This window comes from Streptomyces sp. NPDC057694 (genome assembly GCF_042799415.1).
Lineage (GTDB): Bacteria > Actinomycetota > Actinomycetes > Streptomycetales > Streptomycetaceae > Streptomyces.
Window position 1 is genome coordinate 216,095 of sequence record NZ_JBHVIX010000009.1, and the last position, 18,562, is coordinate 234,656.

Below are 18,562 nucleotides of genomic sequence, written 5' to 3' on the forward strand. Positions count from 1 at the left end.
CTCTGCCGCGCCGCTTCGCCGCGCCCCCCCCCCCTCCCCCCTCTTCCTTCTTTTCCGCCCCTTCCGCCCCCCGCCCCCCCCCCCCCCGCCCGCTCAGCCGTTCTCGTCGTCGACGATGTGCACGGCGGCCTCCTCGGCCGAGGCCCCCGCCCCGTCGAGACCGGCGTCCTGCGCCGTCAGCGACTCCTCGCTCGCACCGTCAAGGTCGATCTCATCGGCCACGAGCCGCCCCGACCTCGCCCCGCCGACCTCGGAGTCCAGCAGTTCGCCGTCGGTGTCGCTGGTGTCGCCGAGCCCGTCCCCCGCGGGCGGCGCCGCGTCGGGGACCTCCTCCGCGAGCCGCTCGTCCAGGGTCTCGGGCTCGCTGTCGTAGCGGCCCTCGAAGCGCTCGGGCGGCGAGTACCCCTCGTCCAGCGGGTCCTCGACACCCTCCAGGAGGGTGTCCGCCGCGTCGAGGAGACCTTCGTCGTCCTGCACCTCGGACCCGTCGGGCTGGTAGACGTCATCGGCATAGGCGTCGTTCTCGCTCATGAGGTGCTCCCCGCCTCGGACCGCTTGGGCAGCTTCCAGTTCGGCCGCGGGAAGTGGCAGGTGTAGCCGTCGGGGTAGCGCTCCAGGTAGTCCTGGTGCTCGGGCTCGGCCTGCCAGAAGTCGCCGAGCGGCTCCACCTCGGTGACCACCTTGCCGGGCCACAGCCCGCTGGCGTCCACGTCCGCGATCGTGTCCACGGCGACCCGGCGCTGCGCGTCGTCGGCGTAGTAGATCGCCGAGCGGTAGCTGCGGCCGAGGTCGTTGCCCTGCCGGTCCTTCGTGCTCGGGTCGTGGATCTGGAAGAAGAACTCCAGAAGATCCCGGTAGCTGGTCCCCGCCGGGTCGTAGACGATCTCGATCGCCTCGGCGTGGTCGCCGTGGTTGCGGTACGTGGCGTTCGGGGTGTCGCCACCGGTGTAGCCGACGCGCGTCGAACGCACCCCGGGCAACTTCCGGATCAGGTCCTCCATCCCCCAGAAACAGCCACCCGCGAGTACTGCCTTCTCCGTCTCGCCCGGCATCAAAAGCTCCTTCTCAAAGGCCTGTGGAGCCGTCCGTCACCGCACTCCACCCACTGTCTGTCTGAACAGTACGACCGGCCCTTTTCATCCTCGCCGAGGCCTTCCCCGCCGCAACTCGGCGGCTGCCCGCCTCTCGTGTTGCGAGTCCGTCCCACTCGGTCAGGATGGAGAGCGCCGGCCGAACGACTCTTCGAAGTGGCCGGATCTCCGGGGACGTGCGACGACGCCGCCCCGTCCGAGCATTCGCTCGACCTTCATCCGCGTACGGACAGTACGAACAGGGACGGAGAACGATCATGCCCATCTGTACCACTCGCGACGGCGTGGACATCTTCTACAAGGACTGGGGCACGGGTCGTCCGGTCGTCTTCATCCACGGCTGGCCGCTCAACGGTGACGCCTGGCAGGACCAGCTCAAGGCCGTCGCCGACGCCGGGTACCGGGGCATCGCCCACGACCGCCGCGGTCACGGCCGCTCCACCCCGGTGTGGGACGGCTACGACTGGGACACGTTCGCCGACGACCTCAACGACCTCATCACCGGTCTCGACCTGCACGACGTCACGCTGGTCGCGCACTCGATGGGCGGTGGCGAGCTGTCCCGCTACATCGGCCGGCACGGCACCTCCCGGATCCGGTCCGCGGTGCTCCTGTCGGCGATCCCGCCGCTGATGCTCCAGGGCCCGGACAACCCCGAGGGCGTGCCGCAGAGTGCCTTCGACGGCATCAAGGCGGGCATCCTCAACGAGCGCTCCCAGTTCTGGAAGGACACCGCGGTCGGCTTCTTCAGCGCCAACCGCGACGGCAACAAGGTCACCCAGGGCAACAAGGACGCCTTCTGGTACATGGCGATGCAGGAGACCATCCAGGGCGGTGTCGCCTGCGTGGACGCCTTCGCGGCCACCGACTTCACCGACGACCTCAAGAAATTCGACGTGCCGACCCTGATCGTGCACGGCGACGACGACCAGGTCGTCCCGATCGACGCCACCGGCCGCAAGTCCGCCGAGATCATCCAGGACGCGACGCTCAAGGTCTACGAGGGCGGCTCGCACGGCATCGCGCTCGTCCCCGGCGACAAGGAGAAGTTCAACGCCGACCTGCTGGAGTTCCTCAAGAAGTGAGGTCCTGGAGACCCGGCAGTCCGCTCCCCGAGAGGACTCCGGCACGGTCGATCGCGATCCGGCCCTCCTTGAGGACGGCGTGGACCGACCGTGGGTCTCCCAGCGAGTCGATGTCGGACAGCGGGTTCGTCCCGATGACGACCAGGTCGGCGGCCTTACCGGCCTCCAGCGTGCCGGTGACGCCGTCGACCCCGCAGAGCCGCGCGGCCGTCGCGGTCCCCGCGGTGATCGCCTCCAACGGCGTCAGACCCGCGAACCGCACGAGCAGCCCCAGCTCCTTGAGATTGCCGCCGTGGCTCGCGGTCAGCCCGCTGTCCGTGCCCATCGCGATCAGCACACCGGCCGCCGCGCTGGCGGCGACGGACTCCTGCGCCACGCGGTGCCAGTGCGCGGACTTCTCCCGTACGGCGGGCGGCACGCCCGGCGTGTCCACGTCCGTCAGGGTCTCCAGCAGGGTGGGGACCAGGAACTGGCCGCGGTCCACCATCTCCGCGCGCAGCTCGTCGTCGAGGGCGTAACCGTGCTCGACGCTCGTCACGCCCGCGCGGACCGCGGCCTCGATCCCGGGCCGCCCGATGGCGTGCGCGGCGACGGGCAGCCCGCCGTACGCGTCCGCCTCCTCGCGCACCGCCCGCAGCATCTCCGGACGCATCCCCAGCCAGTCCGGCTGGTCGTGCGGCGAGGTGACACCGCCACTGCTGGCCACTTTGACGCAGTCCGCGCCGGCCGCGACCAGCTCGCGCACCCGCAGCCGGACCTCGTCGACCGTGTTCACCAGACCGCCCGGACTGAGCGGCATGGCGACCGCCGCCGCGTACCCGTCCACCCCACTGGCCAGCGTGAAGTCCGCGTGCCCCGCGCGCTGGCTGAGCATCGACACCGCCACCCGCAGCCGCGGCCCGACGATCCTGCGCTCCTCCAGGGCCCGCCGGAATCCGGCGTCGAGCCCCATCAGGTCCCGCGCCGTGGTGACCCCGTTCTCCAGCGTCACCCGCAGCCGGTCCAGCACCTTCAGCACCCGGTAGCTGGGCAGTTCGTTCACCCCGCTCAACGGAGTACCGGCGCGACCCGGCAGGGCGAAGTGCACATGCGCGTCGATGAATCCCGGGCACAGGGTCCGCCCGCCCAGGTCGACCCGCCGCGCGTCGCGGGCCGCGGGCGGCGCCGCGGCCAGGCTGCCCGCCCAGGCCACCCGCTCGCCGTCGAGGAGCACCGCGCCGTCCGGTTCCGGCGCCCCGCCGAGGCCGTCGATCAGCAAGGCGTTGCACAGCAGGACACCGCTCTTCTCACCCTCGCGCATGCGTTCATGATCGATCGCACCGTGCGTGATGTCGCGCCGGACGAGGCCGAACCGGTCCCGCCGACCGGGTACGGCGCCGGTTTCGAAAACGCGGCCGGAGGTCATCCATGCAGGTGCGTACGCGGACGCCCGCGTCGGCACACCCGCAGTGACACTCCCTGGAAGTGGTAGGAGCGAGCCTTGCCCGAGAACAATCAGAAGCCGCTGACCACGGTCGCCGGGGCACCGGTGCCGGACAACCAGAACTCGCTGACCGCCGGCGCGCGCGGCCCGATGCTGCTCCAGGACGTGTGGTTCCTGGAGAAGCTGGCCCACTTCGACCGCGAGGTCATCCCGGAGCGACGGATGCACGCCAAGGGCTCGGGCGCCTTCGGCACGCTCACGATCACGCAGGACATCACCCGGTACACGTCCGCGAAGGTCTTCTCCGAGGTCGGCAAGAAGACGGACATGTTCGCGCGGTTCTCGACCGTCGCCGGTGAGCGGGGCGCCGCCGACGCCGAGCGCGACATCCGCGGCTTCGCCCTGAAGTTCTACACGGAGGACGGCGTCTGGGACCTGGTCGGCAACAACACCCCCGTCTTCTTCTTCCGGGACGCGCTGAAGTTCCCCGACCTCAACCACGCGGTGAAGCGCGACCCGCGCACGAACCTGCGCGACGCCGAGAACAACTGGGACTTCTGGACCAACCTGCCCGAGGCGCTGCACCAGGTCACCATCGTGATGTCGGACCGCGGCATCCCGTCCTCGTACCGGCACATGCACGGCTTCGGGTCGCACACCTACAGCCTGGTCAACGCCGAGGGCGAGCGGTTCTGGGTGAAGTTCCACCACCGCACCCAGCAGGGCATCGAGAACCTCACCGACGCCGAGGCCGAAGCACTGGTCGGCAAGGACCGCGAGTCGCACCAGCGGGACCTGTTCGACGCGATCGAGAACGGCGACCTCCCGAAGTGGAAGCTGTACATCCAGGTCATGCCGGAGGCCGACGCGGAGCACTACCGCTTCCACCCCTTCGACCTCACGAAGGTCTGGTCGAAGAAGGACTACCCGCTGATCGAGGTCGGCGAGTGGGAGCTGAACCGCAACCCGGAGAACTACTTCGCGGACGTCGAGCAGGCCGCCTTCAACCCCGCCAACGTGGTGCCGGGCATCGGGTTCTCCCCCGACAAGATGCTCCAGGGCCGGCTGTTCTCCTACGGCGACGCCCAGCGCTACCGCCTCGGTGTGAACCACCACCAGATCCCGGTCAACGCGCCGAAGAACCCGGCGAACTCCTTCCACCGGGACGGGCAGTTGCGCGTCGACGGCAATCAGGGAGCCACGCCGAGCATCGAGCCCAACGCGTACGGGCGCTGGCAGGAACAGCCCGCCTACCGCGAGCCGAAGCAGGCCGTGGGTTCGGTCGCCGACCGGTTCGACTTCCGTGAGGACGACGACAACTACTTCGAGCAGCCCGGCAACCTGTTCCGGCTGATGAGCCCCGAGCAGCAGCAAGTGCTCTTCGCGAACACGGCGCGGGCCATCAACGGCGCGTCCCCGCAGACCGTCGAGCGGCACATCGGCAACTGCGCCCAGGCCGACCCCGCCTACGGGGAGGGCGTCCGCAAGGCGATCGAGGCGCTGGCCGACGGCCGACTCTGAGCCACTCCCGCTCCGCCCGGCTCGGGAAAGTCCCGGTCCGGGCGGAGCCGACCGAACCCGGACCGATGAGCGGAGACCGACCGATGGGCAGGGCGACCCTGACACCCGAGCAGACGGCACGTGTCGTGGACATCGCCCTGGACCTGGCTCGCGCGGGGGACACCGACCAGCTCATCGGCTTCCTCGCGCACGGCCTGCCTGCGGACACGGCGGACCCGGGCGGCAACACACTCGTGATGCTGGCCTCCTACCACGGACAGGCGGGCACCGTCCGGGCCCTGCTGGAGCGGGGCGCGGACCCGGACCGGACCAACGGGCGCGGCCAGACGCCCCTCGCGGGCGCCCTGTTCAAGGGCGCGGACGACGTGGTCACCGCCCTCCTGGAGGCCGGTGCGGACCTCGACACCGGCACCCCGACGGCCCGCGCCGCGGCCACCGTGTTCGGCCGCGCCCACCTGCTCGTCCGGCAGTAAAGGATCTTCGCGAAGTCCACACAACGTGGGACGGCTTGCGTGGGGACCCGACCCAGGCACGTGCGAATTTGTGTGATGTGAGAACGTCTTCGGCGTGAGTGAGACACCGAAGAACACCCTGCAATACCGCTTTGACGGGCCGGAAGACGCCCCTGTCCTGATCTTGGGTCCCTCACTGGGTACGACCTGGCACATGTGGGACCGGCAGATCCCCGAGCTGGTCAAGCACTGGCGCGTGTTCCGGTTCGACCTGCCCGGCCACGGCGGCGCCCCCGCCCACCCGGCCGGGTCCGTCGCGGAGCTGGCCGAGCGGGTGCTGGCCACGCTCGACGAGGTGGGCGTACAGCGGTTCGGGTACGCGGGCTGCTCGCTGGGCGGCGCGATCGGCGCGGAGCTTGCGCTGCGCCACCCCGAGCGCGTGGCGTCGCTGGGGCTGATCGCGGCCTCGCCGCGCTTCGGCACCGCCGACGAGTTCCGCCAGCGCGGCGTCATCGTGCGCAGCAACGGCCTCGACCCCATCGCCCGTACGTCGCCGGAGCGCTGGTTCACGGCCGGGTTCGCCGCCGCGCAGCCCGCCATCACCGACTGGGCCGTGCAGATGGTCCGCACGACCGACCCGGGCTGCTACATCGCCTCCTGCGAGGCGCTCGCCGCCTTCGACATCCGTACGGAACTGGGGGCGGTCGGCGTCCCGACGCTGGTGCTCGTCGGCTCCGACGACCAGGTCACCGGTCCCGCCGAGGCCCGCACGCTGGTCGCCGGGATACCGGACGCCCGGCTCGCCGTCGTCCCCGGCGCCTCCCACCTGGCGCCCGTCGAGCAGCCGGCCGCGGTGACGGACCTCCTCGTGCGCCACTTCACCTCCGCGTGGCTGCCCGGCTTCGAGACCGGTCAGCACGCCATCCAGGCCGCTCCGGCCAAGCCGGTCCTCGCGCCGTCGCCCCCGCCGCTCGCCCCGGTCGCCGAGATCACGGCGGCGATCCGGCAGCCGGAGGCCGCGGTCCGCCCCGATCCGCACGAGGTCGGTCTGAAGGTGCGCCGCGAGGTCCTCGGCGACGCGCACGTGGACCGGGCGCTGGCCTCCGCCGACGAGTTCTCCGGCGACTTCCAGGAGCTCATCACGCGCTATGCCTGGGGCGAGATCTGGAGCCGCCCGGGCCTCGACCGCCGGATGCGCTCCTCGGTGACCCTCACGGCCCTGGTCGCGGGCGGCCACCTCGACGAACTGGTCTTCCACACCCGCGCGGCCCTGCGCAACGGCCTCACCGCCGCGGAGATCAAGGAGATCCTGCTCCAGGCGGCGGTCTACTGCGGTGTCCCGGCCGCGAACTCCGCGTTCAAGGTGGCCCAGCAGGTGATCAGGGAAGAGACCACCCCGCAGGAGTAGCCCGCAGGAGCAGACCGCCCCGCAGCGACCGGCAGACGGGCACCCGGAGCACCAGCGTCCGGCTGCCCGTCACCGCCCTGCCGGGAGCAGGATGGGGAGTATGAAGCTCACGAAGAAGACCCACGCCTGTGTCCGCCTGGAGAAGGACGGCCGCACCCTCGTCATCGACCCCGGAGCGTTCACGGAGAAGGACGCGGCGCTCGGCGCCGACGCGATCCTGGTGACGCACGAGCACCCGGACCACTTCAGCGAGGAGCAGCTGCGTGCGGGGCTGGAGGCCGATCCCGCGGCGGAGATCTGGACCCTGAGGTCGGTCGCGGAGAAGATCTCGGCGGCCTTCCCGGGCCGCGTCCACACGGTCGGCCACGGCGACACGTTCACGGCCGCCGGATTCGACGTCCAGGTCCACGGCGAACTGCACGCGGTCATCCACCCGGACATCCCGCGCATCACGAACGTCGGCTATCTGCTCGACGGCGGCACGGTCTTCCACCCCGGCGACGCCCTCACCGTCCCCGACCAGCCGGTCGAGACGCTGATGCTGCCCGTCATGGCGCCCTGGAACAAGATCGCCGAGGTCATCGAGTACGTCCGCGAGGTCAAGCCCACGCGCGCGTACGACATCCATGACGCGCTGCTGACCGACCTCGCGCGCCCGATCTACGACAACCAGATCGGCGCGCTCGGCGGTACGGAACACCTGCGCCTGGCGCCGGGAGCCTCGGCGCAGGTGTGAACCGCCCTTACCGTTCGGGAATCTTCGAGCCCTACTTGCCGAGGAGCGCGAGCACGTCCTCGGTCGAGCCCAGCTCGGCGATGCGCGGGAAGATCTTCCCGAAGCTGTGCGCGTGGGAATCGGCGTCCGTGTCGGTCGTCGCGTCCTCGACGACCAGCAGGTGGTAGCTCAGCTCGAACGCGGAGCGGGCGGTGGACTCGACGCCGATCGACGTGGAGATGCCGCAGAGCACGATCTGCGTGACCCCGCGCCGGCGCAGCTGGAGGTCCAGCTCGGTGCCGGTGAAGGCGCCCCAGTGCCGCTTGGTGATCACGATGTCGTCGCCGAGCGGGCCGAGGTCCTCGGGGAACTCGGAGAATGCGGCGGGCGGCGCCTGCGCCGGACCGGGCGTCACGGCCCGGCTGACCGGGAGGTCGCCGCCGTCCTGCGACCAGCCGACCCGCACCCGCACGACCGGCAGGTCCTTGGCGCGGAAGGCGTCGGCGAGCCGGACGGCGTTCTTCAGGACGTCACCGGAGGGGTGCACGGTCGGCAGGCCGAGGATGCCCTGCTGGAGGTCGATGAGGACGAGGGCGGGGCGCTCGTCGAGGGAGAGGGGGGTGGGGGTGCTGTCGCTCATGTTCGGCAGGCTAACTGTCTAACAGGAAAACTTGCAAGATTGCCTGTCTATATCCGGCATCTTCCTGGTCGGCGGGCGTGCGGGCCCGTTGTCATAGCCGCCGGGTAGGTTGTGAGGCATGCGCATCGCTACGTGGAACGTGAACTCGATCACCGCGCGCCTCCCGCGCCTGCTGGCCTGGCTGGAGAGCAGCGGCACGGACGTGCTGTGCGTCCAGGAGACCAAGTGCTCGGCGGAGCAGTTCCCCGCGGACGCGCTGCGCGAGCTGGGCTACGAGTCGGCGGTGAACGCGACAGGCAGGTGGAACGGGGTGGCGCTGCTCTCCCGCGTCGGTCTCGACGACGTGGTCAAGGGCCTGCCCGGCGACCCGGGCTACGACGGCACGGAGGAGCCCCGCGCCGTCTCCGCGACCTGCGGCCCGGTCCGCGTCTGGTCGGTGTACGTGCCGAACGGGCGGGAGGTCGACCACCCGCACTACGCGTACAAGCTCCAGTGGTACGAGGCGCTGAAGGCGGCTGTCGCGGGCGACGCGGCGGGCGACCGCCCCTTCGCCGTGCTGGGCGACTACAACGTGGCGCCGACGGACGACGACGTGTGGGACCGCGCCGCCTTCGACGGCCTCACCCATGTCACCGAGCCCGAGCGCGCCGCCCTCGCCTCGCTGCGCGACACGGGCCTGACCGACGTCGTGCCGCGCCCGCTCAAGTACGACCACCCCTTCACGTACTGGGACTACCGCGCGCTCGGCTTCCCGAAGAACCGCGGCATGCGCATCGACCTGGTCTACGGCAACGAGCCGTTCGCGAAGGCGGTCTCGGACGCGTACGTGGACCGTGAGGAGCGCAAGGGCAAGGGCGCGTCCGACCACGCGCCGGTCGTGGTGGACCTCGACGTCTGACCTGATCCGTTCGGTCGGCAGGGGCCGTTGTCAGTGGCGGGGGCTAGCGTCGCCGCCCATGACAACCGACCAGTCGTCCTACTTGCAGTCGACCCAGCTCGCCTACGACACCGCCGCGGGCGCCTACGCCGAGATGATCCCGCCGCTGTTCGGCCGCGATCCGTACGGGGTCGCGATGTTCGGAGCCTTCGCCGATCTCGTACGCGAAGGCGCCGGCCCGGTGGCCGACCTCGGCTGCGGGCCCGGCCATGCGACGGCCCATCTGCGCGACCTCGGCCTGACCGCGTTCGGCGTCGATCTCTCGCCGAAGATGATCGCCGAGGCCCGCCGCGCCCATCCCGACCTGCGGTTCGAGGAGGGCTCGATGACGGCCCTCGACCTCCCCGACGACTCGCTGGGCGGCATCGTCTCCTGGTACTCGACGGTGCACACGCCGCCGGAGGTGCTTCCGACGATCTTCGCCGAGTTCCATCGCGTCCTCGCACCCGGCGGCCACGTCCTGGTCGGCTACAAGATCGGCGACCTGATCCGCCACCTCGACCACGCCTACGGCCACGACCTCTCGCTCGACGTCTACTGGCGCTCGCCCGAGGAGGTCGAGGGGTGCCTCGAAGCGGCCGGTTTGGCCGTGCGGGCCCACCTGGTCCGCGAGCCCGAGGGCTTCGAGCGCGCGACCCAGGGCCGGCAGGGCACCCTGGTGGCCCAGAAGCCTGCCGCGCCCCCGGTGTAGATGGGCTACGGCACCAGCAGCCGCAGGTCGAAAGAGTCGGCCATCGCCTTGAGGCCCGTGTCGCCCGGATGCAGATGGTCCCCGCTGTCGTAGGCGGGCAGCATCCGGGCGGGATGTGCCGGATCCCGCACCACGGCGTCGAAGTCGGCCAGCCCGTCGAAGGGCGAGTCCGGCCCGCGCAGATAGGTGTTCACGGCGACCCGCTCGGCGTCGACGGCGGCCGGGCACAGCGCCTCGCCCTCGCACGGCGTGACGGTCGCCCCGATCACCTTCAGCCCGCGGGCGTGCGCCCGCCGCACGATCTCCCGCAGCCCGGCCCCGACCTGCTCCGCCGTGGCACCCCAGCGCAGGTCGTTGATCCCCTGGAAGACCACGACCGTACGGGCCGACGTCTGGGCCAGTACGTCCCGGTCGAGCCGGTGCAGGGCGCTCACCCCGCCCGTGTCCGTGGAGATCCCGTCGCCGGTGTAGCGGTCCGTGACGACCTTGTTCGCGGAGATCCCCTGGTTCAGCACCCCGTACCGCGGCACCTTCGACTGTCCGAGGAGCCGCGTCGCGAGCACATTCGGCCACCGGTGGTTGGCGTCCTGCGTCGACTTCACGCCATCGGTGATGGAGTCCCCGAGCAGCACCACGGACCCCGGACCGCCGCCCACGTCGACCCCGGTGAGCAGCGGCCAGTACGCGATCGTGGACGTGTAGGCGGACCCGGCCGGCTCCGCCGCGTGGTCCCCGGGCCCGCTGACGTAGCCGGTCTGGACGGCCTGGCTGTGCACGGGCGCCGCGGCCACCGGCTCCGGGAGATGGAAGCTCACCAGGAGGTTCGCGTCGGCCGGTACGTCGAAGTCGACAGGGTCGCTGAACGCCTGCGCCCCGGCCGGTAGTTGGGTCCCGGCCGCACCCCGGAACCGCAGCGGAACCGGCGTGTTCCTCGCCTCGGCCCCCGCCCCCTGCACCGCCACCGACGCGCTCCCGATCCGTACGGGCGCCGAGGCGAAGGTGTTCTCCAGCCGGATCCGCACCCGCGGCCCGCCCGTGCTCGTGTGCACCACGAGCCGCACCGTACGGTCGGCCCACGGCCCCACCACCGTGTATCCGGCGGGCGACGCCGACCAGGTCCCCGTCCACCCTTGAGTCCGCTCGCGCACGGACAGGGCGAACACGTGGAGCGCGGCGCCCCGGGTCCGCGGCAGCTCCACCGACGCGATCGAACGCCCGGCCCGCACCGGCACACTCACCACGAACAGCCTGGTCTTCTCTGCCAGTTGGCCGTCAGGAGTGTTGCGGTGGGCCAGTGCGACGGCCTTCGTCGCGAGCGGTCCCGTGCGCCAGTCCGGCGCGGTCAGCGTGTACGAGGAACGCGAGCCGTCCGCGTACCGCACGACGCCCGAGCCGGTCGCGTCCCCGCCCGTCCCCGCGACCAGGAAGGCCAGCGCGTCGCCGCGCCCGGTCACCCGCACCCGCTGCCCGTCGGCGGTGACGTTGTCGAAACCTTTCTCCACCGAGCGCGGCCAGGTCAGGCGCGCGCCGTCAACTCCCAGCGTGCGGCCGGGAGTCCAGCCCGCGGCGGCGAGATCCTGCGCGGACAGTGAGCCGCCCGCGCCGTCGAAGTCCGCCTCGCCGGGCGCGGCGTCGTCGCTCACCGCCCGGTTGTCGAAGAGCCGCTCCAGGGGGAGCGGCTCGGGTCTGTGCGATGCGGCCTGTGCCGTCGTGACGGGGGCGAGCCCCGCGCAGGCGGCCAGCAGGACGGCTGTTCCCCAGATGCGTCGGCGCACGAACGGCTCCCTTTCGTCGATGTGCGTGCCGTGGCTGGTGCGCCATGAACGTAAAGAGACGTCAGGGACGCGTCAATGAGGTGGGGCCGAAGTGGCCGTGAACTCCCCGCGAACGGCCGGTCGGCTTGGCCCGCGCGCCTGTGGTGCACGGACGGCACCGGGTGCGACGCTGGTCGGTATGAAGATCCCTTTCGTGGACCAGTGGCGCAAGAGGCACGGGGACGCCCCCATCGCCGTGTTCGGCCCCGGCGCCGACGACGCCGAGGGTGTCGCCGAACTGCTCGCCGAGTGCGAGCTGTTGCGTGCCCAGGCCGAGCAGGCCGGGGTGGAACTCGACGACTCGGTCGGCTCGTTGGCGGCCCTGGACCAACTCGTGCCGCGCTGGCGGGAGGACGAGGACGTGCTGCACTGGCTCGGCAATGACGCGGGCCTCTATCTCGGCACGATCATGGTCCACCATGTCTCCGGCGCGGCCTGGGTGATCTGGCCCAACGGGCAGCCGGTGGTGCGCCTGACGTCCGGCCGGGAGATCGACGTGGTCGAGGCGGGACACGCCTGGGCCGAGAGCGGCGCCCCCGAGCTGTCGCAGTTCTATGCGGAGGCCGCCGAGTCCTGAGTGTGCCGCTGAGCAGCAAATACGGTTAATGCCCATACGAGCGTGTCGTCCATTAAGTCCCATATTGGCGTGGGTAGTTTGCGCGGACCGACACAGCGATGAGTGGGCAGGGACTGCCATGGCCGTCGATCCGTTGATCGAGCTGCGTGACGTGAACAAGTACTACGGGGAGCTGCATGTCCTCCAGGACATCGAGCTCACCGTCGGCAAGGGGGAGGTGGTCGTCGTCATCGGCCCTTCGGGGTCGGGCAAGTCGACGCTCTGCCGGACGATCAACCGTCTGGAGACCATCGAGTCGGGAACCATCAGACTCGACGGCAACCCGCTGCCCGCCGAGGGCAGGGCGCTCGCCCAGCTCCGAGCCGAAGTGGGCATGGTCTTCCAGTCGTTCAACCTCTTCGCGCACAAGACGGTGCTCCAGAACGTCTCGCTGGCCCAGGTCAAGGTCAGGAAGCGCAAGAAGGACGAGGCCGACCGGCGCTCCCGCGAACTCCTCGACCGGGTCGGGCTCGCCGCCCACGCCGACAAGTTCCCGGCGCAGCTCTCCGGCGGCCAGCAGCAGCGCGTGGCCATCGCCCGCGCCCTCGCCATGGACCCCAAGGCCCTGCTCTTCGACGAGCCGACCTCGGCCCTCGACCCCGAGATGATCAACGAGGTCCTGGAGGTCATGCAGCAGCTCGCCAGCGACGGCATGACGATGGTCGTGGTCACCCACGAGATGGGCTTCGCGCGCACCGCCGCCGACCGTGTCGTCTTCATGGCCGACGGAAAGATCGTCGAGGACCGCGCCCCCGAGGAGTTCTTCACCCACCCGGAGAGCGAGCGCGCCCGCGACTTCCTCTCCAAGATCCTCAAGCACTGACGGGGGAGTGCAGCACCACATGATTCCCAAGTCGCTGCGGCTGCTCGCCGCGCTCCTGGTGGCGGCCTCGGCCGCCACCGCCTGCGGCAAGGACGGCAGCCCGCCAACCAAGGGCCCGTCGGCCGACGAACTCCCCAAGTACCAGATGGCGCAAGGATTCTCGCTGCCCGACTCGAAGACGTGGAAGAAGGCGAAGAGCCGCGGGTACTTCGTGGTCGGTGCCAAGGAGGACCAGCCCTACCTCGGCGAGAAGAACCCCGCCAACGGCGTCTACTCCGGCTTCGACATCGAGATCGCCAAGATGATGTCGGCCTCGCTCGGGCTCGACCCGGCGCGGATCCGCTTCAAGACGATCGCCTCCGCGAACCGCGAGACCGCCCTCCAGAACGGGCAGATCGACTACTACGTCGGCACCTACACCATCAACGACAACCGCAAGAAGCTCGTCGGCTTCGCCGGGCCCTACTACATGGCCGGCCAGTCCCTGCTCGTGCGCACCGACGAGGACGACATCCACGGGCCGGGGGACCTCGCCGGCAAGCGGGTCTGCTCGGCGGCCGGTTCGACCCCGTACCAGCGCATCCAGGCCGACTACCCGAAGGCCGACCTCGTCGCGTACGACACGTACTCCATCTGTGTCGACAATCTGCTGACCTATCAGGTCGACGCGGTCACCACCGACGACGCGATCCTGCTCGGCTTCGCCGCCAAGGCGCCCGACGAGATGAAGATCGCCGGCAAGCCGTTCTCCGAGGAGCCCTACGGCATCGGCCTGCCCAAGAGCGACACCGCGATCCGGTTCGCCATGGACGACGCCCTGGAGGCCCGCGAGAAGAACGGCGACTGGAAGAAGGCCTTCGAGGCCACCCTCGGCCTGTCCGGCGAGGCCGCGCCGAAGCCCCCGCCCGTCGACCGCTACCCGGCGAACTGAGGAGGCGTCCCATGAATGTCCTGACCGACAACTTCTCGACGTACTGGAAGGGCTTCCTCGGTACCGTCGAGCTGACCGTCTACGCCTCGGTCCTCGCGCTGGTGCTCGGCTTCCTCATGGCGTCGTTCCGCGTCGCGCCCGTCGGCTCCTTCCGCGCCTTCGGCACCGCCTGGGTCACCGTCCTGCGCAACACCCCGCTGACCCTGCTGTTCTTCGCGGTGCTGCTCGGCCTGCCGCGCTTCGGCCTGGTCCTGCCGTTCCAGCTGTTCGCGGTGCTCGCGCTCGGCTGCTACACCTCCGCGTTCATCTGCGAGGCGCTGCGCTCCGGCATCAACACCGTGCCCCGGGGCCAGGGCGAGGCGGCCCGCAGCCTCGGCATGACCTTCGGGCAGACCCTGACGACCGTGATCCTGCCGCAGGCCTTCCGGTCGGTGATCCCGCCGGTCGGCTCCACGCTGATCGCGCTCGCCAAGAACTCGGCCATCGCCGGCGCGTTCAGCGTCGTCGAACTGCTCGGCACGTACAAGACGCTCAGCGAACTCGGCTACAACATCATCTGGACGTTCGTCTGGATCGCGCTCGGCTACCTCATCATCACGCTCGCCATCAGCGCGCTCTTCAACGTCCTGGAAAAGCGCTGGGGAGTCGCCCGATGAAAGCACTCGACCACTCCGCCACCGCCCTCTACGACATCCCCGGGCCGAGGACCGAGCGCCGTCACAAGGTGTACGGGCTCATCTCCACGCTCATCGTGCTCGGCCTCGTCGCCTGGCTGCTGTACCTGCTCTTCGACACCGACCAGTTCACGGCCACCAAGTGGTCGCCCTTCGAGTACAAGGGCATCCAGGAGCTGCTGCTGCGCGGCCTCGGGAACACGCTGAAGGCGTTCGCCATCTCGGCCGTGCTCGCCCTCGTGCTCGGCACGGTGCTCGCCGTCGGTCGGCTGTCGGACCACAAGCCGGTGCGCTGGGTGGCCACGCTGTGCGTGGAGTTCTTCCGCGCCATGCCGGTCCTCGTGATGATCTTCTTCATCTACGTTGCCCTGAAGGTCGAGCCGCTGCCCGCCCTGGTCGCGGGTCTCACCCTCTACAACGGCTCCGTGCTCGCCGAGGTCTTCCGCTCCGGCATCAACTCCGTGGAGCGGGGCCAGCGCGAGGCCGCGTACGCGCTCGGTATGCGCAAGACCCAGGTCATGGCGTACGTGCTCGTACCGCAGGCCGTACGGGCCATGCTGCCCGCCATCATCAGCCAGCTCGTGGTGGCCCTGAAGGACACTTCGCTCGGCTATCTGATCACCTATGAGGAGTTCCTCCACGCCGGGAAGCTGATCGCGTCGAACCTCGACTACGATTTGCCCTTCATCCCTGTGGTGATGGTGATCTCTCCGATCTACATCGGGATGTGCATGCTGTTGTCGTGGTTCGCCCAATGGATGGCCAGACGACAGCGGCGCAACCCCAAGACCGAGGCCGCCGATGTCGCGCCGGCCGAACCAGGGACGCTGCTGCCGGGAAAGCAGTAGCCAGAGCATCGGCGGTTCCCGCCCGGCGGCAGCCGGAGATCACTTCCCGCGCGTACGGGGAGAAGGTCAGCTGTGCGCCGGACGGGAGCGGGCCTGCTTGCCGAGGCCGAGCGGGCCCTTGTCGCATTCGTACGCGACAGGGGCACCGCTCCCCTTGGTATCGGGGCGGTATCGGGTGTCAGGCGTCCTTCTTGGCCGCGCGGTGGGTGCTGCGGCCGCCCGCGGCGACCCCGGCCGGGAGCGGAGTCTGCGCCGCCTTCGTGACATCCGCCACCACCTCCACGACGTCCGGGCCGTAGGCCCCCGAGTTCACGACCTTCAGCAGCAGCACGAACGAGCCCCCGCCGTGCTTGCGCGCCAGCCGTTCGTGGTGCCGGGCGAGATAGCGGGTCGCGGCCTGATGGGTGATGGGCAGCTGGCCGCAAGCGAGGAAGACCGGTCTGGCCCGGCCGGCGTCGCCGGCGTCCCCGGCGGTCAGGCGGGCCAGGATCACATGCTCGGCTCTGCCGGGCTCCAGACGGTAGCGCTCGGAGCCGATCTGCAGGGCGCCGCGGTCCGGGCCCGGTTCGGGGTCCGTGTTCACCCGGATCCCGGGGAGCAGGCTCACCATGTGTGCCGCCATCCGCCGGTTGGAGGCGGGCCCTCCGACGCAGAACTCCGTCCGCTCGCCGAAGCCCTGCTGGGCCGTGTCGTGGGCGACTATCTGGGCGTGGGCGCCGCAGTCCTTGATGATGGCGGAGAGTTCGAGGAGGGCGAAGACGTCGTGCCGCTTGACCGTCAGTTCGGGACCGCCCGCCTCACGGTTCACCACCAGCAGGGACTCGGAGTTGTCCGGCAGTCCGAAGAAGGCCTGCTTGCGGCGGAGCCTGCGCCTCCACAGGTAGGTGCGGGCGACCCAGCCCAGCGAGACGCAGATGCCCGCCGCGATCAGGCCGAGGACGATATTGCGCACGTCGTCAGTCATGGGGGCGCACTCTAGCCAACCGGCGCACCGGTGTTCGAGGGGGTCCTGACGGGTGGCGGAAGTCAAGTTACGCTGCGCGAACCGCTGTTGACCGGAGGTACCGATGAGACGTTCAGTTGGGCGGAATCTGTCGTTGTGCGCGGTGGCGGCGAGCATGGTCGCCGTCGGCGCGGCGGCACCCCCCTCGTCCGGAGCCGCGTCCGCCACGCCGAAGAAGGAGCCGGTGGCCGTCGGCTACGGCGGCGCCGTGGCGAGCGTCGACGCCGACGCCTCGGCCGCCGGCATCGAAGTCCTGCGCAAGGGGGGCAACGCGGTGGACGCCGCCGTCGCCACCGCGGCCGCCCTCGGCGTCACGGAGCCCTATTCGTCGGGAGTGGGCGGTGGCGGCTACTTCGTCTACTACGACGCCAAGTCCCGCAAGGTCCACACGATCGACGGCCGGGAGACCGCGCCGCTGACCGCCGGCTCCGACCTCTTCCTGGAGAACGGCAAACCGCTCGCCTTCAGCGACGCCGTGACCAGCGGACTGAGCGTGGGCACGCCCGGCACCCCGGCCACCTGGCAGTCGGCGCTCGACGCCTGGGGCAGCGAACGGCTCGGCACGGTCCTGAAGCCCGCCGAGAAGCTGGCCCGCGACGGCTTCACCGTCGACGACACCTTCCGCTCGCAGACCGCGTCGAACGAGGCGCGGTTCCGCGACTTCCCCGACACGGCGGAGCTGTTCCTGCCCGGCGGACAGCTCCCGGCCGTCGGCTCGACGTTCAAGAACCCCGATCTGGCGCGCACCTACCGGCAGTTGGCGCGCGAGGGCATGGGGGCCATATACCGCGGCGACATCGGCGACGACATCGTCAGGACGGCCCAGAAGCCGCCGGTGGACCCGGGTTCGGACTACGTGGCCCGCCCCGGCAAGCTGTCGACGAAGGACCTGAAGGCCTACCGGGCCAAGCTCCAGGCCCCCTCGAAGACCTCGTACCGAGGGCTCGGCGTCTACTCCATCGCGCCGTCGTCGTCCGGCGGCACCACCGTCGGCGAGGCCCTCAACATCCTGGAGAAGACGAACCTCTCCAAGGCCTCGGACGTCCAGTACCTGCACCACTACATCGAGGCCAGCCGGATCGCGTTCGCCGACCGGGGCCGCTGGGTCGGCGACCCGGCCTTCGAGGACGTACCGACGAAGCAGCTCCTGTCGCAGAAGTACGCGGACTCGCGGGCCTGCCTCATCAAGGACGACGCGGTGCTCACCAGCCCGGTGACACCCGGCGACCCCAAGCACCCGGGGAAGTGCGGCAAGGCCGGTGACAAGGCGGCGCCGACGACGTACGAGGGCGAGAACACCACGCACCTCACCGTCGCCGACAAGTGGGGCAACGTCGTCTCCTACACCCTCACCATCGAGCAGACCGGCGGCAGCGGCATCACCGTGCCCGGCCGCGGCTTCCTGCTCAACAACGAGCTGACCGACTTCTCCTTCGCGCCGGCCAGCCCCGACGTCCACGACCCGAACCTGCCGGGCCCCGGCAAGCGGCCGCGCTCGTCGATCTCCCCGACGATCGTGCTCGACCGGCACGACCGGCCGGTCGTCGCCGTCGGTTCACCCGGTGGCGCCACGATCATCACCACCGTGCTCCAGACGCTCACCGGGTTCCTCGACCGCGGGCTGCCGCTCGTCGACGCCATCGCGGCGCCGCGCGCCAGCCAGCGCAACGCCGCGCAGACCGAGCTCGAACCCGGCCTGTACGACAGCGCGTCGCGGGCGAAGCTGGAGGCCATCGGCCACTCCTTCAAGCTGAACCCGGAGATCGGGGCCGCCACCGGTGTGCAGCGGCTGCCGGGCGGCAAGTGGCTCGCGGCCGCCGAGCCGGTGCGGCGCGGCGGGGGCTCCGCGATGGTGGTCAGCCCCGGCAAGTGACGGTCCGCGGGACGCGG

19 protein-coding genes are annotated in these 18,562 nt (G+C 70.5%); 13 read left to right on the top strand and 6 right to left on the bottom strand.

Annotation, left to right across the window (positions count from 1 at the left end):
• Positions 1-93: 93 nt before the first annotated feature.
• Both ACFVDP_RS21725 and msrA read right to left on the bottom strand, forming a co-directional pair.
• The gene (locus tag ACFVDP_RS21725) at positions 94-531 is read right to left on the bottom strand and encodes a DUF5709 domain-containing protein (protein ID WP_383491831.1); all 438 of its coding nucleotides are present in this window, start codon (positions 529-531) and stop codon (positions 94-96) included.
• Positions 528-1,052 carry a peptide-methionine (S)-S-oxide reductase MsrA gene (msrA, locus tag ACFVDP_RS21730; protein WP_383491832.1) on the bottom strand — a complete coding sequence of 175 codons (525 nt, stop codon included), beginning with the start codon at positions 1,050-1,052 and terminating at the stop codon, positions 528-530. The genes ACFVDP_RS21725 and msrA overlap by 4 nt, the downstream gene beginning before the upstream one ends.
• A 296-nt stretch (positions 1,053-1,348) precedes the next feature.
• Here msrA and ACFVDP_RS21735 point away from each other — a divergent pair, with 296 nt between their 5' ends.
• A complete protein-coding gene (locus ACFVDP_RS21735) occupies positions 1,349-2,176 on the top strand; it encodes an alpha/beta fold hydrolase (RefSeq protein WP_383491834.1) in 828 nt (275 codons plus the stop codon).
• Here the strand turns inward: ACFVDP_RS21735 and ACFVDP_RS21740 are convergent.
• Positions 2,166-3,476: an amidohydrolase family protein gene (locus tag ACFVDP_RS21740; RefSeq protein WP_383491836.1), complete on the bottom strand. Its 1,311-nt coding sequence runs from the start codon at positions 3,474-3,476 to the stop codon at positions 2,166-2,168. The two genes, ACFVDP_RS21735 and ACFVDP_RS21740, sit on opposite strands and share 11 nt — an antisense overlap.
• A 180-nt stretch (positions 3,477-3,656) precedes the next feature.
• Here ACFVDP_RS21740 and ACFVDP_RS21745 point away from each other — a divergent pair, with 180 nt between their 5' ends.
• The 4 genes from ACFVDP_RS21745 to ACFVDP_RS21760 all read left to right on the top strand — a co-directional run bounded on the left by ACFVDP_RS21745 (position 3,657) and on the right by ACFVDP_RS21760 (position 7,716).
• Positions 3,657-5,120, top strand: coding sequence for a catalase (locus tag ACFVDP_RS21745; RefSeq protein WP_383491838.1), 1,464 nt, complete (start codon positions 3,657-3,659; stop codon positions 5,118-5,120).
• 83 nt (positions 5,121-5,203) lie between these two features.
• On the top strand, positions 5,204-5,593 hold the full coding sequence (locus ACFVDP_RS21750; RefSeq protein ID WP_383491840.1) for an ankyrin repeat domain-containing protein: 390 nt from the start codon (positions 5,204-5,206) through the stop codon (positions 5,591-5,593).
• 94 nt (positions 5,594-5,687) lie between these two features.
• Complete coding sequence (pcaC, locus tag ACFVDP_RS21755; RefSeq protein ID WP_383491842.1) at positions 5,688-6,980, top strand: 4-carboxymuconolactone decarboxylase; 1,293 nt, start codon at positions 5,688-5,690, stop codon at positions 6,978-6,980.
• Positions 6,981-7,080: 100 nt separating this feature from the next.
• Positions 7,081-7,716 carry an MBL fold metallo-hydrolase gene (locus tag ACFVDP_RS21760; RefSeq protein ID WP_383491843.1) on the top strand — a complete coding sequence of 212 codons (636 nt, stop codon included), beginning with the start codon at positions 7,081-7,083 and terminating at the stop codon, positions 7,714-7,716.
• A gap of 31 nt (positions 7,717-7,747) precedes the next feature.
• Here ACFVDP_RS21760 and ACFVDP_RS21765 read toward each other — a convergent pair whose 3' ends face one another.
• Positions 7,748-8,335 carry a hydrolase gene (locus ACFVDP_RS21765; protein WP_383491845.1) on the bottom strand — a complete coding sequence of 196 codons (588 nt, stop codon included), beginning with the start codon at positions 8,333-8,335 and terminating at the stop codon, positions 7,748-7,750.
• 118 nt (positions 8,336-8,453) lie between these two features.
• Here ACFVDP_RS21765 and ACFVDP_RS21770 point away from each other — a divergent pair, with 118 nt between their 5' ends.
• Positions 8,454-9,233: an exodeoxyribonuclease III gene (locus ACFVDP_RS21770; RefSeq protein WP_383491847.1), complete on the top strand. Its 780-nt coding sequence runs from the start codon at positions 8,454-8,456 to the stop codon at positions 9,231-9,233.
• A gap of 58 nt (positions 9,234-9,291) precedes the next feature.
• Positions 9,292-9,963 (top strand): class I SAM-dependent methyltransferase, encoded by a 672-nt coding sequence (locus ACFVDP_RS21775; protein ID WP_383491849.1) that lies wholly within the window; start codon positions 9,292-9,294, stop codon positions 9,961-9,963.
• A 5-nt stretch (positions 9,964-9,968) separates the two neighbouring features.
• On the opposite strand, the gene ACFVDP_RS21780 is transcribed toward ACFVDP_RS21775, so the two are convergent.
• On the bottom strand, positions 9,969-11,738 hold the full coding sequence (locus tag ACFVDP_RS21780; protein ID WP_383491851.1) for an SGNH/GDSL hydrolase family protein: 1,770 nt from the start codon (positions 11,736-11,738) through the stop codon (positions 9,969-9,971).
• Positions 11,739-11,916: 178 nt separating this feature from the next.
• On the opposite strand from ACFVDP_RS21780, the gene ACFVDP_RS21785 reads away from it, so the two are divergent.
• The 5 genes from ACFVDP_RS21785 to ACFVDP_RS21805 all read left to right on the top strand — a co-directional run bounded on the left by ACFVDP_RS21785 (position 11,917) and on the right by ACFVDP_RS21805 (position 15,669).
• The gene (locus ACFVDP_RS21785) at positions 11,917-12,354 is read left to right on the top strand and encodes a DUF6278 family protein (protein ID WP_383491853.1); all 438 of its coding nucleotides are present in this window, start codon (positions 11,917-11,919) and stop codon (positions 12,352-12,354) included.
• 118 nt (positions 12,355-12,472) lie between these two features.
• Positions 12,473-13,216: an amino acid ABC transporter ATP-binding protein gene (locus ACFVDP_RS21790; RefSeq protein WP_383491854.1), complete on the top strand. Its 744-nt coding sequence runs from the start codon at positions 12,473-12,475 to the stop codon at positions 13,214-13,216.
• Between the two features lie 19 nt (positions 13,217-13,235).
• Entirely contained in the window at positions 13,236-14,147 is a 912-nt protein-coding gene (locus ACFVDP_RS21795; protein WP_383491856.1) for a glutamate ABC transporter substrate-binding protein, read from the top strand.
• An 11-nt stretch (positions 14,148-14,158) separates the two neighbouring features.
• Positions 14,159-14,803, top strand: coding sequence for an amino acid ABC transporter permease (locus ACFVDP_RS21800; RefSeq protein WP_383491858.1), 645 nt, complete (start codon positions 14,159-14,161; stop codon positions 14,801-14,803).
• Entirely contained in the window at positions 14,800-15,669 is an 870-nt protein-coding gene (locus tag ACFVDP_RS21805) for an amino acid ABC transporter permease (RefSeq protein ID WP_383491860.1), read from the top strand. Before ACFVDP_RS21800 ends, ACFVDP_RS21805 begins: the two co-directional genes overlap by 4 nt.
• A gap of 178 nt (positions 15,670-15,847) precedes the next feature.
• Here ACFVDP_RS21805 and ACFVDP_RS21810 read toward each other — a convergent pair whose 3' ends face one another.
• The gene (locus ACFVDP_RS21810; protein WP_383491862.1) at positions 15,848-16,633 is read right to left on the bottom strand and encodes a hypothetical protein; all 786 of its coding nucleotides are present in this window, start codon (positions 16,631-16,633) and stop codon (positions 15,848-15,850) included.
• Positions 16,634-16,736: 103 nt separating this feature from the next.
• Here ACFVDP_RS21810 and ggt point away from each other — a divergent pair, with 103 nt between their 5' ends.
• Complete coding sequence (gene ggt / locus ACFVDP_RS21815) at positions 16,737-18,545, top strand: gamma-glutamyltransferase (protein WP_383491864.1); 1,809 nt, start codon at positions 16,737-16,739, stop codon at positions 18,543-18,545.
• Positions 18,546-18,562: the final 17 nt, after the last annotated feature.

What these genes read in the sequence shown, in the direction of transcription:
- ACFVDP_RS21790 (WP_383491854.1), top strand. Translation starts at nt 12,473, where the DNA reads ATGGCCGTCGATCCGTTGATCGAGCTGCGTGACGTGAACAAGTACTAC.
- msrA (WP_383491832.1), bottom strand. Translation starts at nt 1,052, where the DNA reads ATGCCGGGCGAGACGGAGAAGGCAGTACTCGCGGGTGGCTGTTTCTGG.
- ACFVDP_RS21785 (WP_383491853.1), top strand. Translation starts at nt 11,917, where the DNA reads ATGAAGATCCCTTTCGTGGACCAGTGGCGCAAGAGGCACGGGGACGCC.
- ACFVDP_RS21775 (WP_383491849.1), top strand. Translation starts at nt 9,292, where the DNA reads ATGACAACCGACCAGTCGTCCTACTTGCAGTCGACCCAGCTCGCCTAC.
- ACFVDP_RS21770 (WP_383491847.1), top strand. Translation starts at nt 8,454, where the DNA reads ATGCGCATCGCTACGTGGAACGTGAACTCGATCACCGCGCGCCTCCCG.
- ACFVDP_RS21725 (WP_383491831.1), bottom strand. Translation starts at nt 531, where the DNA reads ATGAGCGAGAACGACGCCTATGCCGATGACGTCTACCAGCCCGACGGG.
- ACFVDP_RS21765 (WP_383491845.1), bottom strand. Translation starts at nt 8,335, where the DNA reads ATGAGCGACAGCACCCCCACCCCCCTCTCCCTCGACGAGCGCCCCGCC.
- ACFVDP_RS21740 (WP_383491836.1), bottom strand. Translation starts at nt 3,476, where the DNA reads ATGCGCGAGGGTGAGAAGAGCGGTGTCCTGCTGTGCAACGCCTTGCTG.
- ACFVDP_RS21760 (WP_383491843.1), top strand. Translation starts at nt 7,081, where the DNA reads ATGAAGCTCACGAAGAAGACCCACGCCTGTGTCCGCCTGGAGAAGGAC.
- ACFVDP_RS21735 (WP_383491834.1), top strand. Translation starts at nt 1,349, where the DNA reads ATGCCCATCTGTACCACTCGCGACGGCGTGGACATCTTCTACAAGGAC.
- ACFVDP_RS21810 (WP_383491862.1), bottom strand. Translation starts at nt 16,633, where the DNA reads ATGACTGACGACGTGCGCAATATCGTCCTCGGCCTGATCGCGGCGGGC.
- ACFVDP_RS21795 (WP_383491856.1), top strand. Translation starts at nt 13,236, where the DNA reads ATGATTCCCAAGTCGCTGCGGCTGCTCGCCGCGCTCCTGGTGGCGGCC.
- ACFVDP_RS21800 (WP_383491858.1), top strand. Translation starts at nt 14,159, where the DNA reads ATGAATGTCCTGACCGACAACTTCTCGACGTACTGGAAGGGCTTCCTC.
- ACFVDP_RS21750 (WP_383491840.1), top strand. Translation starts at nt 5,204, where the DNA reads ATGGGCAGGGCGACCCTGACACCCGAGCAGACGGCACGTGTCGTGGAC.
- ggt (WP_383491864.1), top strand. Translation starts at nt 16,737, where the DNA reads ATGAGACGTTCAGTTGGGCGGAATCTGTCGTTGTGCGCGGTGGCGGCG.
- ACFVDP_RS21805 (WP_383491860.1), top strand. Translation starts at nt 14,800, where the DNA reads ATGAAAGCACTCGACCACTCCGCCACCGCCCTCTACGACATCCCCGGG.